Source organism: Aliiglaciecola sp. SL4, assembly GCF_041538045.1.
In the GTDB taxonomy this organism is placed as follows: Bacteria; Pseudomonadota; Gammaproteobacteria; order Enterobacterales; family Alteromonadaceae; genus Aliiglaciecola.
Window position 1 is genome coordinate 251,066 of record NZ_JBGOSE010000002.1, and the last position, 16,308, is coordinate 267,373.

10 protein-coding genes and 3 tRNA genes are annotated in these 16,308 nt (G+C 39.8%); 2 read left to right on the top strand and 11 right to left on the bottom strand.

Features of this window, described 5'->3' with window-relative positions; all coding sequences use genetic code 11:
* Positions 1-83 precede the first annotated feature (83 nt).
* The 7 genes from AB6T38_RS04775 to malQ form a co-directional block, all read right to left on the bottom strand.
* Positions 84-1,757 (bottom strand): AGCS family amino acid carrier protein, encoded by a 1,674-nt coding sequence (locus AB6T38_RS04775; protein ID WP_348490051.1) that lies wholly within the window; start codon positions 1,755-1,757, stop codon positions 84-86.
* A gap of 64 nt (positions 1,758-1,821) precedes the next feature.
* Positions 1,822-2,949 carry a M14-type cytosolic carboxypeptidase gene (locus AB6T38_RS04780; RefSeq protein ID WP_372546227.1) on the bottom strand — a complete coding sequence of 376 codons (1,128 nt, stop codon included), beginning with the start codon at positions 2,947-2,949 and terminating at the stop codon, positions 1,822-1,824.
* A 204-nt stretch (positions 2,950-3,153) separates the two neighbouring features.
* On the bottom strand, positions 3,154-4,599 hold the full coding sequence (locus AB6T38_RS04785; RefSeq protein ID WP_372546228.1) for a glyceraldehyde-3-phosphate dehydrogenase: 1,446 nt from the start codon (positions 4,597-4,599) through the stop codon (positions 3,154-3,156).
* Positions 4,600-4,852: 253 nt separating this feature from the next.
* A complete protein-coding gene (msrB, locus tag AB6T38_RS04790) occupies positions 4,853-5,239 on the bottom strand; it encodes a peptide-methionine (R)-S-oxide reductase MsrB (RefSeq protein WP_372546229.1) in 387 nt (128 codons plus the stop codon).
* A gap of 30 nt (positions 5,240-5,269) precedes the next feature.
* Positions 5,270-7,354, bottom strand: coding sequence for a glycogen debranching protein GlgX (glgX, locus tag AB6T38_RS04795; protein WP_372546230.1), 2,085 nt, complete (start codon positions 7,352-7,354; stop codon positions 5,270-5,272).
* 4 nt (positions 7,355-7,358) lie between these two features.
* Positions 7,359-9,542: a 1,4-alpha-glucan branching protein GlgB gene (gene glgB, locus AB6T38_RS04800; protein WP_372546231.1), complete on the bottom strand. Its 2,184-nt coding sequence runs from the start codon at positions 9,540-9,542 to the stop codon at positions 7,359-7,361.
* 73 nt (positions 9,543-9,615) lie between these two features.
* The gene (malQ, locus tag AB6T38_RS04805) at positions 9,616-11,811 is read right to left on the bottom strand and encodes a 4-alpha-glucanotransferase (protein WP_372546232.1); all 2,196 of its coding nucleotides are present in this window, start codon (positions 11,809-11,811) and stop codon (positions 9,616-9,618) included.
* 451 nt (positions 11,812-12,262) lie between these two features.
* Between malQ and gap the strand changes: the two genes are divergently transcribed.
* Both gap and AB6T38_RS04815 read left to right on the top strand, forming a co-directional pair.
* Positions 12,263-13,258: a type I glyceraldehyde-3-phosphate dehydrogenase gene (gene gap / locus AB6T38_RS04810; RefSeq protein WP_372546233.1), complete on the top strand. Its 996-nt coding sequence runs from the start codon at positions 12,263-12,265 to the stop codon at positions 13,256-13,258.
* Between the two features lie 143 nt (positions 13,259-13,401).
* Positions 13,402-14,244, top strand: a complete 843-nt coding sequence (locus AB6T38_RS04815; protein ID WP_372546234.1) for a D-hexose-6-phosphate mutarotase — start codon at positions 13,402-13,404, stop codon at positions 14,242-14,244.
* Between the two features lie 165 nt (positions 14,245-14,409).
* On the opposite strand, the gene AB6T38_RS04820 is transcribed toward AB6T38_RS04815, so the two are convergent.
* The 4 genes from AB6T38_RS04820 to AB6T38_RS04835 all read right to left on the bottom strand — a co-directional run bounded on the left by AB6T38_RS04820 (position 14,410) and on the right by AB6T38_RS04835 (position 16,295).
* Positions 14,410-14,486 (bottom strand) — tRNA-Asp (locus AB6T38_RS04820).
* Positions 14,487-14,511: 25 nt separating this feature from the next.
* Positions 14,512-14,588, bottom strand: a tRNA-Asp gene (locus AB6T38_RS04825).
* A gap of 24 nt (positions 14,589-14,612) precedes the next feature.
* Positions 14,613-14,689, bottom strand: a tRNA-Asp gene (locus AB6T38_RS04830).
* 196 nt (positions 14,690-14,885) lie between these two features.
* A complete protein-coding gene (locus AB6T38_RS04835) occupies positions 14,886-16,295 on the bottom strand; it encodes a TIGR03503 family protein (RefSeq protein WP_372546333.1) in 1,410 nt (469 codons plus the stop codon).
* Positions 16,296-16,308: the final 13 nt, after the last annotated feature.

Consider the following 16,308-nt stretch of genomic DNA (forward strand, 5'->3'; position numbering starts at 1 on the left):
TTCAAACTCCAAATACAAAACGTTGACGGTAGTTTCCCACCGTCAACGCTACACAAATTAATTATTGAGAATATTGTACTGGATTAAGATTTATTTTCCTTATTAAATCTTTCCCAATAATCTTTCACCGAGCTTTTCATCTCTTTGCTCAACATCAAAATACCAAACAAGTTTGGTAAGGTCATTACCACAATAGCAACACTTGCTAGGGTCCAAACTAATTCAGTGTCGGAAAATGATGCCCATACAAAACCGGCAACATACACGACACGGTATGGCATAACCGAACGGGAACCTAATAAATAGGTCATTGCTCTATCACCATAGTAAGACCAAGCAATAGCCGTTGAAAATGCAAACAATAATAAGCCGATAGAGACTATGTACTGCCCAAAGTCACCGAAGAACCCTTTGGTAAACGCAATTGTGGTTAAACGCGCTGAGTGAACCAAAGATTTACCCGTTAGAATTAAGTTTTCTTTTTCAATGCTACCATCAACAACATTAACTGTGCCGGTGAATAAATCCTCATTTCCACCTACTGTAAACACTACATCTTCAGCCAATGAACGAGCATGGATTATAGTAAAACCAGTGCTTACGGCTTTACCGGAAACAACTTGAATATCCCCACTGTATTTCTCGACATTTGAATTACCAATATGATTTAAATAGTGATAAAGGTTTTCGCGGTCTTGTTGGTCATCTTCTGAGTAAGAACCAGCCACGATTTCAAGACTAGAGCGTTCAAATTCGTTGAGGTGTTTATCTTTCCAGACGCCGGAAGATAAAATCACTAAGCCAGTTAGGGTACAAATCACAATTGTATCGATAAATGGTTCTAAAATAGACACCATACCTTCAGACACAGGCTCTTTGGTTTTAGCTGCAGCATGGGCAATAGGAGCAGAACCTTGACCAGCTTCATTTGAGAATAAACCACGATTCACACCACGGTTAAATGCGTAGGCAATAGACGCCCCTAAGAAGCCACCTGTTGCCGCTGAACCTGTAAACAAATCTGCAAATATTGAAGTGAAAGAAGGACCGATATTCTCTAAATTGGCAAATATAACCGCTAAAGCACCAATCAGATAAATTAAAGCCATAAAAGGAACAATTTTAGATGTCACAGCAGCAATACGCTGTATTCCACCCAAGATTACCAAGGCAAGTAAAATCCCCAAAACACTACCAACAATCCAAGGTTCGAAGCCAAACGTCTCCTCAATACTGGTAGCAATACCGTTACTTTGAGGTAAATTACCTGTACCGAAAGAACTGATAACAGTGGCAATGGCAAAGGCCACAGCTAACCATTTCATGTTTAGACGTTTATCCATGTAATACATGGGGCCACCGGCCATGGTGCCATCTTCTGTTTTTTCACGATATTTGTGAGAAAGCGTTACTTCGACAAACTTAGTAGTCATACCGAAAAACGCAGTTGCCCACATCCAAAACAATGCAGCAGGCCCACCTAGGAAAATGGCGAAAGCCACACCACTGATGTTTCCCGTTCCTACAGTGCCTGATAGAGCCGTCGTTAATGCCCTAAAATGACTAGTATCACCAGGAGAATCATCGCTATCAAACTTGCCTGTTACCACTTTCCACGCATGTTTAAAGTAGCGTATTTGTGGAAAACCTAGAAAAATTGTAAAAAACAGACCTGTTCCCAGTAAGATAAATGGAAACAGCGCATTACCCCCTAAATAGCTATCTAATAGCTTTAAAAAATCATGAAAAACTTCCAAACGACTCCCCTTTTTTTATTGTTATATCGTGTTTAATACAAGTTTCTAATTGTGTTTATCAAAACTAACGTAAATCATCTACCACCGCGTTGACGGCTACCAATAAATCTTCACCTAACTGTTTGCATCTTTCTGGTGACCAACCATAATCTTCATCAGGCAAAAGAGCGTTATCTTTAAATGGCATTTCTAATGTATAGGCCAAACAATCGTATAATTGACCTACGGCATTAGTCGCCACCGTCATATTAGCCTTGCCTGGTGCATCTTTATCATAGCCAAATTCATCTTGGAATTCTGGTGTTACCGTTAAAAACGCCGATTTAAACGCATCTTCTAACCCTTTGATTCTATCACTGTAGCCTGGATTTCCTTCTGAACCAGCGACAAAATTATAGGGCAAAGACTCATCCCCATGAATATCTAAAAATAAATCCACCCCAGTTTTTTGCATTTTCTCCATCACCCAAAACACTTCAGGGCTCTTGTCTAAACTAGGTGATTCCCATTCTCTATTTAAATTTGTCCCCACTGCGTTAGTGCGCAAATGCCCGCGAACCGAACCGTCAGGGTTCATATTAGGAACCACATAAAAGACCGCATTATCAAGCAATCTTCTGGCCACACCATCATCTGCGTCAAAAAGACGTATTAATAAGCCTTCAATCAACCATTCGGCCATAGTTTCACCAGGATGTTGCCGAGCGGTGATCCAAATTACAGGCTTTTGCTGTTCTTGCTGCCCTATTTCTAATACCGACATATCACGCCCATCTAAAGTTTCACCTAGGTGGTGCAATTGGCAATGCTCATTAACTTGTGCGCTGGCCAATAAGTCTAAATGTCTTTCGTAACTGTAGGGGGCGAAATAAGCAAAATAAGTATGATTTTGCTCTGGAGTATATGAAATAGAGAGGTTGTCACCGTCAAAAGTACTCTCGACTCTAAACCATTCTTGGCGATCATAGGAGGCAACAGCCTGATAACCTTCCCACCCTTCTGGGTACGCCGAATTGGCTAGGTCACCAATATTAATTTTATGTTCAACAAAAGGAGTGGGATCTAGTTTGAAATGAAACCATTGATAAAAATCAGACTGGTTATCATTGCGTATTTGTAATTCGATTTGTTGCGGGTTTTCTGCGTTGATTACGACAATATTGCCAGAATCAAAATTGCTGCTTATTTTCACATTCAGACTCACTGATATTTAAACCGACATCAATCTACCATAATCTGATAAAAAATGGGTTAGCCTGAATCACTAATTTAAATAAAAAAATCAAATTAGCGTATAAATATAACTTAGTTAATAGGAGGATTTATGGAAACTAAATGAAGAAAAATAGTTTGCCGCTTTTAAGTACTAAAAACGGCAACCCTATTCGTTTATTATTTAAGCTGGAATAGTTGGATAAACTAGACCTGACATGGCTTGTACAACTCGCATAACCTGACAGCTATAGCCAAACTCATTGTCGTACCAAACATATAAAGTAGCACGATTACCAGCAACAATTGTCGCTTGAGAGTCAACCACTGATGCCGCACGAGAACCCACTAAGTCAGTAGACACAATTTCAATTGAAGAGGTAAAGTCTACCTGATGCTGCAATGAAGAGAACAAGGATAGGTCTCTTAAGAAATTGTTCATTTCTTCTTTATCAGATGACTTATTTAAGTTTAGATTCAAAATAGCCAAAGAGACATTCGGAGTAGGTACACGAATGGCATTGCCCGTTAACTTCCCTTCTAACTGTGGGTAGGCTTTTGATACCGCTTTAGCTGCACCTGTTTCGGTAATAACCATGTTCAAGGCTGCACTACGACCACGTCGCTCAGCTTTGTGGAAATTATCGATAAGGTTTTGGTCATTGGTAAATGAGTGAACTGTTTCCACATGTCCATTTTCGATACCAAACTGCTCATCCAACGCTTTAAGAACCGGGGTTATAGCGTTAGTTGTGCAACTAGCAGCTGAAAGAATCGTATCTTCGCTAGTAATATCATTATGGTTCACACCATATACAATATTTTTAACGTCGCCTTTTCCAGGTGCCGTCAAAATTGCTTTTTTAGTGCCTTTAGCTTTTAAGTGCAAACCCAAGCCATCGCGGTCACGCCAGATACCAGTGTTATCAATAACAATTGCATCTTGAATACCAAATTGGGTGTAATCAACACTGTCTGGTGAGTCTGCGTAGATAACTTGAATAAATGAGCCGTTTGCTTTTATTGCATTACGTTCATGGTCAACGGTAATACTGCCGCTAAATGGCCCGTGAACAGAGTCTCTGCGTAACAAACTAGCACGCTTTTCTAAGTCACCATCTTTGCCGCCTCTAACGACAATTGCTTTAAGGCGTAGTTTGTTATTTTTACCTTGGCGCTCGATAAGTAAACGAGCTAACAGTCTGCCTATACGACCAAAGCCATATAACACCACATCTTGTGCAGGATGATTATCTTGCTTGCCTGCGATGGTCGCAAGTTGCTCAGTAAGATAAGTTTTGATATCCACGTCTTTAAATTTATCATCATAATGATAAGCGTAAGCTAACTTACCTAAGTCAATGTGTGCTGGTGCTAATTGAAGTTTGCTCATTTCTTCAAGAATGGGCCAACTTTCTCTTAATCTAAGTTTATCACCAGTGTGGCGTCTAACTTTACGATGAGATTTAATAATATCAATTGCGCTGGCGCCTAACATTGGTCTGCCAAAAATCGAGATTTCAACAGCGCTGTCACGATATAATTTACCAAGTACCGGCTGCATCAATTCAGCGTATTCTTGACGCTCCTGCCAACTGCCCATGAGTTCCTGTTCAAACTGCTGATTCATTCTTTACTACCCTAATTTGTTAATAGCATCAAAAACGCGGCTATTCTAAAGGCAGTTATCCATATCACCAAATTGGTATAAAATTTCAGCTTTTAGACATAATAGTAATGAACACGGATATTGAATGTAATTTTACCTCATAAATTTGGCTTTTGAGGGGGAACAATGGCGAAACACCGCAATCTGCTAGAAATTATTGTAAATATATTACAAAAATTATTTTTAACTATTTTTTAAATAGTCCAAATAGAGGTTATTTTTCGGGAGAAAACCTAACAGAAATGGAATTAACACAATATCGTTGACCCGTAGGTGCTGGGCCATCTGGAAAAACATGGCCAAGGTGTGCATCGCAGTTTTTGCAGACGATTTCAATTCGCTGCATTCCCAAGCTATTGTCTTGGTGAAAGGCGACGTTATCGTGTTTAGTGTGGGCAGAAAATGAAGGCCAACCACAGCCAGAATCAAACTTGTCCTCAGATGAAAAAAGAACACTACCACAACAAGTACAAGTGTAGTTTCCGGTTTCTTTATTATGCAGTAACTCACCAGTAAATGGCCTTTCAGTCCCCTTTTGTCGGCACACTCGATACTCTTCTTCGGTTAACTTTTCACGCCATTGCTCATCAGTTAGTTTCATAGCAATCTCCAAAATAGAACACAAACATGTTTAATCATAAGTTCGCTTAAATACAGTAACACTTCGATAGGCCTGCAGAAATACATTCGCTATTTCGGTTTTAGGTTGTAACGATGTTTTTTTGTATCGAGTATCTAATTCTAATGACCAGCGACCGGTTTTAAGTTCAGGCAAATGAAAGCGAACATCATGGTCATATGTATTAAAAATCATTAATAAATGTTCATCTGTATGTTTAGGACACCCCTTCAATTCAACAGCGAAAGACTGTTTATGGGGATCTTGCCAGTCTGAGTCCAATTTACTTTCACCATCGGGACGATACCAGTTCACCTCGTCAACATTATGGTGAAGGTTATAATCATCGTCTTTAAGTGATAAATCGGACAAAATAATACTGTTTTTACGCAACGCGATAACTTGCTTACAAAACTCTAGAAAGTCCTTTTGTGACTCGTTTAACGTCCACTTTGACCAGTTAACTTCGTTATCTTGACAATATGCATTATTATTCCCCAACTGTGTTCGGCTCAACTCATCTCCGCCCAGAATATGAGGAATACCTTGAGAAAGGATTAGGCTCGCAAATAAATTCCGTTTCTGTTTTTCACGTAAAATATTAATACTTTCGTCTTTAGTTGGGCCTTCCACACCATAATTAGCAGATAAGTTATGGCCATGGCCATCTCGATTATCTTCTAAATTTGCTTCATTGTGTCGACTCGAATAACAGACTAGATCATGCAAAGTAAAACCATCATGGTAAGTCACATTATTAACAGATGACTGGATAGAACGGCGTCCTTTGGGGAATATATCTCTTGAACCTAATAACCTTGTAGCAAAATCTCCAGTCAGACCAACGTCACCACGCCAAAAGCCTTTGACGGTATCTCGATACTTATCATTCACTTCTTGCCAATTAGCGGGAAATTGACCTAATTGATAACCGCCATAGCCAATGTCCCAAGGTTCTGCGATTAATTTAACGCCAGATAAAATGGGGTCTTGTCGAAGCGTTGTCAAAAAGCCAGACGAACTAGAAAACTCATAAGGATCTCGACCTAAGCCTGCAGCTAAATCAAACCTAAAGCCATCCACTCCCATAAAACTTACCCAGTAGCGAAGTGCATCCATCACCATTTTCATAACATAGGGGGACGCTGTGTTTACGCTATTACCGCAACCGGAATTGTTGACATATTTCTCGAAATTTCTTAGCCCATGTTGGTCTTTTTCAAATAGATAAAAACCGCTATTATCAAACCCTTTGAAAGATAATATCTGACCATCATGGCCTCCTTCAGCGGTATGATTGAATACCACATCCAATATAACTTCTAAGCCTGCCTCATGGTATTTTTCTACCATGGTTTTAAACTCAGCAATGGGATCATCAATGGCGTAGCGCATTTCTGGGCAAAAATAATTAATGGGGTTATATCCCCAATAATTAGTAAGACCTTTCTCGGTAATATAAGGCTCTGGCATAAAAGCCATAACGGGTAAAAACTGTACGGCTGAAACGCCCAAATCTTTTAAATGTTGAATAATGGAAGGATGACAAGCCCCCAAATACGTTCCTCTAATATTCTTCGGAACATCAGGATGCAGTTGGGTTAAACCTTTTACATGTGCCTCATATAAGATGGTTTCACTTAAAGGTGTGTTCGGCCGTTTATGCTCGTCGGTTAATGGTGGATTATTATCCTCCACTACAACACACTTGGGCATCATCAGAGCGCTATCACCCTCGTACTTTTTGCGATTCCAATGCAATGCACGGTTTAATTGTTTGGCATAGGGATCAATTAGTAATTTTTCCGGATGGAAAAGATTACCATTACAAGGTTTATTCTCTCCTTGAGTACGGTAACCATATAACTGACCAGCGCTAATGCCTTCAATGTGACCGTGCCACACTTCACCGGTTTTTGCTTTTAATTCAACAGTTTCAATTGGTTCTTCAGTGTCTGATTTAAACAGACATAGCAATACTTGTTGAGCGTTTGGGCTGTGAACGGCAAAGTTACAGCCAGTTTTTGTTAACGTTGCACCTAAGGGAAGGCACTTACCTTCCGTTACTGAAAAGTCATTTTGTGTTGAATTAGCCAAATTATCACTCAGTTATTTGTAACATCAATGTCGCCAAAGGAGGCATATTAATGCGAATAGAATAAGGTTGATTATTCCATTTTACTGCTTCAGTTTGTACTTTTTTAAGTACTTTGAAATCACTACCCCAATATTTTTTATCATCGGAATTCATTATTAAATGGTACTCACCTTCTTCAGGGACTCCTACTCTAAATTCATCCCGAGGCACTGGCGTAAAATTACTAACGGCAATTACAGTTTGTTTACCATCCTTAGATTTACGCATTAAGGAAAGCATAGATTGCTCAGCATTTCCGTGGTCTATCCATGCGAAACAGTCAGGATCATGATCGCTTTCATAAAGCGCTGGGTAAGTGCGATATATATTGTTTAAGTCGCGATACAAAGATTGAATACCTTTGTGCTTATCGAAATCGAGCAAATTCCATTGCAAGGAAGCATCATGATTCCACTCAGAACTTTGTCCAATTTCATTGCCCATGAAGTTTAGCTTCTTGCCTGGATGCGCATACATAAAACCAGCATAACAACGAAGGTTTGCTGCTTGTTGCCATTCATCGCCAGGCATTTTTCTTAATAATGCTCCTTTGCCATGGACAACTTCGTCATGGGAGATAGGTAAAACGAAACTCTCACTAAATGAGTAGACCATACTAAAAGTGATTTCGCCGTGGTGATAGCGACGATAAGAAGGATCCTTGCTAATATAATGCAACGAATCATGCATCCAGCCCATGTTCCATTTAAAGCCAAACCCTAAACCGCCTTCGAAAACAGGTTTCGACACTTTTGGAAACGATGTAGACTCTTCAGCAATAGTCATTGCACGGGGATACTTTTCGTAAACTGCTTTGTTCATCCATTGTAAAAAGCTAATGGCTTCATAATTTTCATTTCCGCCATCAACATTTGGGATCCATTCACCGTCGTTACGGGAGTAATCTAGGTACAACATGGATGCAACAGCATCAACACGCAAACCATCAATGTGGAAATGCTCTATCCAGAATAACGCATTAGCTACCAAAAATTGACGCACCGTATCTTTACCAAAATCGTAGATACAAGAGTTCCAATCTGGATGCCACCCTTTACGGGGATCTTCATATTCGTATACATGGGTACCATCAAAACGTGCTAAGCCATGGCCATCTTCAGGAAAATGAGCAGGCACCCAATCGATGATGATACCAATGTCATTTTGGTGACATTGATCGACAAAGAATTTAAAGTCATCAGGATCGCCAAATCGGCTTGTTGGTGAAAACAACCCTACCGGCTGATACCCCCAAGATCCATCAAATGGAAATTCAGAAATAGGTAAGACTTCTAGGTGGGTGTAACCCATGTCTTTCACATAAGGAATAAGGTCATCTACCAATTCGCGATAGCTCAAATAGGTTTTGCTTGGGTCAGTTGGTCGCTTCCAAGACCCTAAATGCACTTCGTAAATACTCATTGGCTGCAAATATTTATCTGCCTTCGCTTTATCCAACCAATCAGCATCATTCCACTGATAATCATTTTGATTAAATATGATGGAAGCATGGGATGGATATTGTTCTGCACTAAAACCAACTGGATCAGCTTTGTGGGGTAATTGGTTGCCGTCGATATCTTTAATTTGATATTTATAACGCTGTCCAGCCGTTAAACCTGGGATAAATAACACCCAGTAGCCCATCGACGTTTTCTGCATCGGATGACAACTGCCATTCCAGTAATTGAAGTCACCAATCACCGAAACAGCCTTCGCATTAGGAGCAAAAACCGCAAACCGAGTACCGTCTATTTTATTGTCTAAACCAACATCTAGAGAAACTAGCTGTGCACCTAACTGTTGATACACATTTTCCGGAGCGTGATCAACATAATGCACGGCGTGAAATGCTTGTTCTTGAAACTGATAAGGATCAATCAGTTCATATGTCGTGTCTTCGGTCTCAACTTTCAAACCATATACTAGGTTATCTTTTACTTTCTTAAACTGACCACAGAATAGGTCTGTTTTGTTCTTTCGTTTCAGCTTACCAATGCTTTTTCCAGAATCTAAATCAAACACGCTGACATTTTTTGCTCCTGGTAACCAAACATTAAATTGGGTTAAACCTTCGATGGTTTTTTTACCTAAAAACTCAAATGGTTCTGTACAATTTGCTTGCTTTAATTCTTCTTCTATTAACATTGATTCGCCTTTTGGGTTAACGTCAGTTCAAAATATAGAACCTTAACCGTTTAAGTAAAGTATAATTACAGAATTACTTTGCGTTGTCTCTTGCCTCAGTTAATTTTTTCGCTAAAAGCACAATTTCCGGTTCAGAGAATATTTGCTCTAAATCTTGACTTAATTTGCGCTTCCAGTTCGGATACTCTTTAAACGTACCAGGTATGTTGACAGGTTTATTCATTTGTAACCAGTCTTCAAGTTGCAAACTGAGCAAAGCACTGGAACCTGTTGCCATATGTATTTGCATGTCATAGTTTAGTTCTTTGCTCATGCCAAGTTGATCAACTTGACGATCCATCCATTCTGGTATGGCATGGTGTCCATGTAAGCTATCTAATATTTGCTGTTTATTATTATGCCGACTAGCGTACAAACTCGATAGTATCTCTTCAGTTGGGTACAACCCTAATTCCTTGCCAAGCTCAAGGTCATGGCAATGCCAATAACCAGAAAGAGTCGGCATATCGTGAGTCGTTAAGGTTGACATAGATTGAATAGGATAATCAGAAGGCGAATAAAAACCACCGTCTTTGGCTTGCTCAAAAAAGAAAACGCGATAGGAATACACGCCATTTTCAGCTAGTTTATCACGGATTTCTTCAGGCACTGTGCCTAGGTCTTCACCGATGACCAAGCTCTTATGGCGTTGGCTTTCAAGGGCTAAAATACCTAACAAATCGTCTACAGGATAATATACGTACCCCCCCTCTTTAGCATTATCGCCTTTGGCTACCCACCACAACCGCAACAATGCCATCACATGGTCAATTCTTAATGCACCAGCAGACTTCATATTTGAGTCAAACAAATCGATAATTGGTTGATATTGTTGCTGATAAAGTTTTTCAGGATCCATGGGAGGCAAGCCCCAATTTTGTCCTAAGGGGCCAAGCACATCTGGCGGAGCTCCTACACTTGCATCGGTGCAATAGAGGTCTTTATTACCCCAAATTTCCGCACTTCCCTCGCTAACACCCACAGCTAAATCACGATAAATACCGATGGACATGCTGTTTTGTTTGGCAACCTGATTAGCAGCTTCAAGTTGCAATGCAGCCTGCCATTGTAAGAACAAGTAAAATTTGATCCTATTTTTATTCTTTTTAATAAACTTAGATACGGCTGGTGATTGAAAGTCTGCATATTCTTTTGGAAAAACTGGCCAGCCCCATGAAGGATTGCCGTCAATAGCTAAGTGCTCCTGTAAAGCATCATAAGTCGCCAACATTTGCAGGCTTTCGCCACCGTCCCCTATGAATTTTTTAAAGGCTTTATTTTGCTTAGTATTTTTACTTAAAAACTGGGAGTTTTGGTTTTCGAAAACTAGCTCAAGAGCTTGTAACTTTAAACGTGTTACACCTTCATAATCTACATATTCAACACTACGTAGGTGTTCTAAACTAGATTTAAATTCAGCATCGTTCACCAATGCTTGCACGTCTTTACTGTTATAACCATCAATGGCGGTAACATCTAAATAGATAAAGTTAAGCCAACGTCTGGAGGAAGGACCGTAAGGACTGCAAGCTTCGGGGTTAGCAGGATAAAGGGCATGAATAGGATTCAAACCTATAAATTGAGCTCCATTTTTGGCTGCTGACTCAACCAACTGTGCCAAATCTGAAAAATCACCTACTCCCCAATTATTTTCGCTGCGAAGACAGTAAAGTTGTACGCTTAAGCCCCATACCTTGTCACCGTCTAAAATAGTTTGAGGGTGATAACAAGCCGACGGCGCCATTATCATTCGCATAACGGCAATTTGGTCACCATCGTCTGCTAACAAATAAAGCTGGTGATACCCTAATGGCAACGAATGGTTGATTTTAATCAGGTATTCTTGAAATTCGATATCTTCAATGATGGTTGCGTTGATTAAGTCCCCATCGATAGGCACAAACTTCTGCTCAATTCTGCTCTTATCTTCGCAATCAATGGCAATAATAAAATCATCATTAACCAATTCAATAGGTAACCGAACAGTAATAAAAAGTTCATCGCTATCACGATTAACCTGCACAGGGTTAAGTGGCGACATCCAGACTTGTTGAAACTCGTTTTCTACCTGATTGATTAATAACTCTTCGTCATCAACCTGGTACCCCATTGCCTTTAATAATTTACGTTTACTTTGTTCTTTTACGATTTCGGGTTTACCCCATGCATCGATGTAATTTGATTCTACACCTTTTATATCTACAAGCTTATCGATAAGAGGAGAAGTCATGTCGCTTTGTGTCCTATTAATATAGTACTTTGACGAGTTTTAAGAGAAACATCGTCTCATATGAAACTGAAATTTTACCTAGCAGGGTGTAAAAATATCTATAACTATATTCTATAGATATTACCTACTACTCTGCGTAGCGAATTTAAAGACTCACCATCTTGAGTGCTCAAAACTTTATCTATAAACCTTCAAAGGCTAATAAATAGCACCTCGTTTCTCAAGTTTAACTGAAATTAATGATTATTAAGGTACTAATTTTACCCGTAAACTTTGATATGATGGCAAATACATTATCCTTTATTATGTTAATAAGTCGTTATTGAATACGTTTGCAGTGAATATATCGTAATAAAACAACAAATATACGGGTTTTTTTTGCCTTATGGGCAATTATGATCCATAATTTTTGTAATTATCTTACAACCAAATGTAAAATTGAGGAACATTCATGGCAATCAAAATTGGAATTAATGGCTTTGGCCGAATTGGACGATTTGTTTTTAGAGCTGCGTGCGAACGCTCTGATGTTGAAGTTGTAGCAATCAATGACCTTCTTGATACTGATTATATGGCATATATGCTTCAGTATGATTCAACTCATGGAAAATTTAACGGTACTGTTGAAGTGGTTGACGGTCATTTAGTGGTAAATGGCAAACAAGTACGCGTGACTTCAGAACGTGATCCTTCTGAGCTGAAGTGGGACGAAGTAGATGTTGATGTTGTTGTTGAATGTACCGGCTTATTTCTTACCGACGAAACAGGGCGTAAACATATTCAAGCTGGTGCAAAAAAAGTGGTCTTTTCTGCTCCATCAAAAGACACTACGCCTATGTTCGTTATGGGTGTTAACCATGAATCATATGCAGGTCAGGACATCGTTTCTAACGCATCTTGCACCACCAACTGTTTAGCGCCTTTGGCTAAAGTACTGAACGATAAGTTTGGTATTGTTGACGGATTGATGACCACTGTTCATGCCACCACAGCGACGCAAAAAACTGTAGATGGCCCTTCTCATAAAGATTGGCGAGGAGGACGCGGTGCAAGTCAGAATATTATCCCCTCTTCAACAGGCGCAGCAAAAGCGGTCGGCAAAGTAATCCCAGAATTGAACGGTAAATTAACCGGAATGGCATTTAGAGTACCAGTTGCAGATGTATCTGTAGTTGATTTAACGGTTAACTTAGAAAAGCCCGCCACTTACGATGAAATCTGTGCAGCTATGAAAGAAGCTTCAGAAGGTGACTTAGCTGGTATTTTAGGTTACACAGAAGACGCTGTCGTTTCACAAGACTTTATTGGCGATGTTAGAACATCTATATTTGATGCCAAAGCGGGTATCGCACTAACAGACACCTTTGTAAAAGTCGTATCTTGGTACGATAACGAAATTGGTTATTCTAACAAAGTTCTGGATTTAGTTTCCCATATCAGTAAATAAAAACAGATTTAGAAATACATAAAGCGACCTTAGGGTCGCTTTTTTTATATTATTCCAATCAAATTTAGTAAAACTCTTGTTTCGATCATATATTAGCCATTCCAGCATTTTTAATTAACACTCATTTTAATAGGTATTTAAATATGAACACACCTTCAAGTATCTCCAGCGGTAAACGAGGTGAGAACGATATATTAGAAATTAACAACGATTTCGCAGTAGCTACGATTTCTCTATTCGGTGGGCATATTTTAAGTTTCATACCAAAAACAGATAATATTGACCGACTTTGGGTTAGTGATGCGGCAATATTTGACAACAAAACAGCCATTCGTGGTGGTATTCCAATTTGTTGGCCTTGGTTTGGAGATGGACATAATCAAAATCGCGATGACCTGCCCTCTCATGGTTTTGTCCGCACTCAAATTTGGTCTTTAGACTCAGCAGAAGAAAACAATCAAGGTACCCAATTAATATTGAGTCCCAAAACGACTCAAGGCCCAGGTTGGGCATATAAAAGTGCATTAAAACTGAAAGTCACTGTGGGTAAAACCTTGGTTGTAGAGTTGATTACGCGCAATTTAGACGCCGAAGATATTAATCTAGGCTGTGCGCTTCATAGTTACTTTAGCATTGATGATATTGATGACGTTTCCCTTGTGGGTTTGCATGGCCCCTATTTGGACAAAACCAAAGGTTATGAGGAATTTGAAACCCCAAAAACCTATCGAATTAGGCAAGAAACCGACCGCGTACATTTGCACCCAGCGGTGTTAGTCGAAATCAACAATGGTCACCATATAAGCGTACGCTCAACAGGACACGACAGTATCGTTGTTTGGAACCCATGGAAAGACAACTGCTTAAGAATGAAAGATATGCACTCTGATAGCTTTGAAAGCATGATTTGCGTAGAAACGGCAATCACTCAAGGAAAGTTAATTAAAAGCAAAGAAGAAGTAATAGTTAAACAGCAGATAATTTAATTATCTGCTATTTCAACAAACAATAATCTTAGATATGAAAACTAACAGCTTTAACAAAACGAATTGCTGGGAATATAACTTACTAAAGAATGGATAATTTCGGAACATACAGCATTGCATTAAAACACTTTGCTGTCGACTTATAGACAAGTCTGTCGTTTTAAATGGCGGAGTGGACGGGACTCGAACCCGCGACCCCCGGCGTGACAGGCCGGTATTCTAACCAACTGAACTACCACTCCGCATTTTAAAACAGAATAAATTTGCTGGCGGAGTGGACGGGACTCGAACCCGCGACCCCCGGCGTGACAGGCCGGTATTCTAACCAACTGAACTACCACTCCATTCGCAAATTTTTTTCAATATGTTGGCGGAGTGGACGGGACTCGAACCCGCGACCCCCGGCGTGACAGGCCGGTATTCTAACCAACTGAACTACCACTCCGCTGACCTATTGAAATGCTATTAACTAGTTTTGTAGAACCCCCTAGTCAACCGCGGCGCAGATAATAAGGGTTCACTATTAGCGAGTCAACCAGTTTTTTCGTATATCCGAAGCTAATGTGTCTATTTGTTTTAATTTTGTGCAAAAGCCTCAAAAACGCTCAATAAAAACACAGAAGAAAGCAAAGACTATTTATCTATTGGTCTTTCTTAGGAATGCTTAAATCAATAATTCCTGAATCATCTTTATTCTTTTTAACAGGAGCCGGTTCTGGTTGCTCCACCTTTTTTTTAGAAAAAACGTTTTTAATTTTATTCAGTACACTTACTTTCGGGCTATCCGCCTTGGCCGTATTACTTGGCGCCGCCTCCATGGGCTTTTGGGAAGGTTTTAAATACCACCACAGGGTTACACTGCCAATAACGATAATTATCAAGTTAATCCCGATAATAAGCCCCCAAAATAGGCCTTGAGACATTTTTTCTTCCTCAGGCTCTATGGCGTCATTTGGCATTGATTGCGTTGAAAGTGCGTTAGCATCAGTAAGATTATTGCCATCTCCGTTGGTAGTTTGCATCTGTGGTTCTACAACGACCTCAGGCTCTTCAACTAAATAGGTATATTCCGGCACATCCAAAATAAAATCTCGTCCGCTTTTAGTATTTCCATATGCGGTTAACTTTATGCGATAGACACCAGACTCATAATTCACAATTAAATATTCTCGTGCATTTGGCGTTTGTTCGGTTAATGAAAAATTTTGTACATCGCCATTTGGAAAGCGTACTTTGCCATCTATTAACAGCGAATTCATATCCACATATTCGCGCTCTGCATCAATCATTAACTTGTGATATCCATCCCCTCCACCGTCTTCAATCATATTAATTTTAATTGGGTTAGGATAAAGCATTAACGGCGGATCGACTTGCTCTCTGGTAAGCATAGGGGTACTTACCATAAATACCGGTGTCCACTCACCGTTGGCCACAGAAAGGTTAAACTGCCCCGTAAACACACCATCTAATGGTGTTTCGTCCATTCCGCGGCCGTTATCTTCAAAGGTTGCTATGGTCGCGATTTCTGCACCGAAATTGTTGTAATTCGGGTTATTGGTACTCACAAACTTTATTTCTAATGAGACAACGTCGCGAAACTCAGTCGCACTGATGGGCTCGCCGCCATTAGTTAATCGGGCGGTCTGTTTGAGGATTTCCCCTGAAAATAAAACACTAGGGAGAGGTTTTGCATGAAGTTCGATATCCGTTATCACCATGACTCGGCTTTCTGGCAATATTTGCCCTACAGCTTGCCAAGGCCCAGGCGTGGGGTTTTTAATATTGACGAGGTCATAAGTTGCAGAATCATACCAAAAGATATTTTCACCATCGGCATCGGATTCGAAAATTTTAGAGCCATCAGGTTTTACTAAAACAACGGGGGCACTGCCAAATTCTCGAAAAAACACCATTGTAATTTCATCAACTTGGTAATCTATTCGAAAACGATTTTGCAGTAACTTAATGCTGTTGTGATATTTATCCCCTAATTCATGCAATGGTTGCAGGTTTTCTTCAACAGGGCTTTGGGCATGAACGTGAGTCATGCCCAGAAACGAC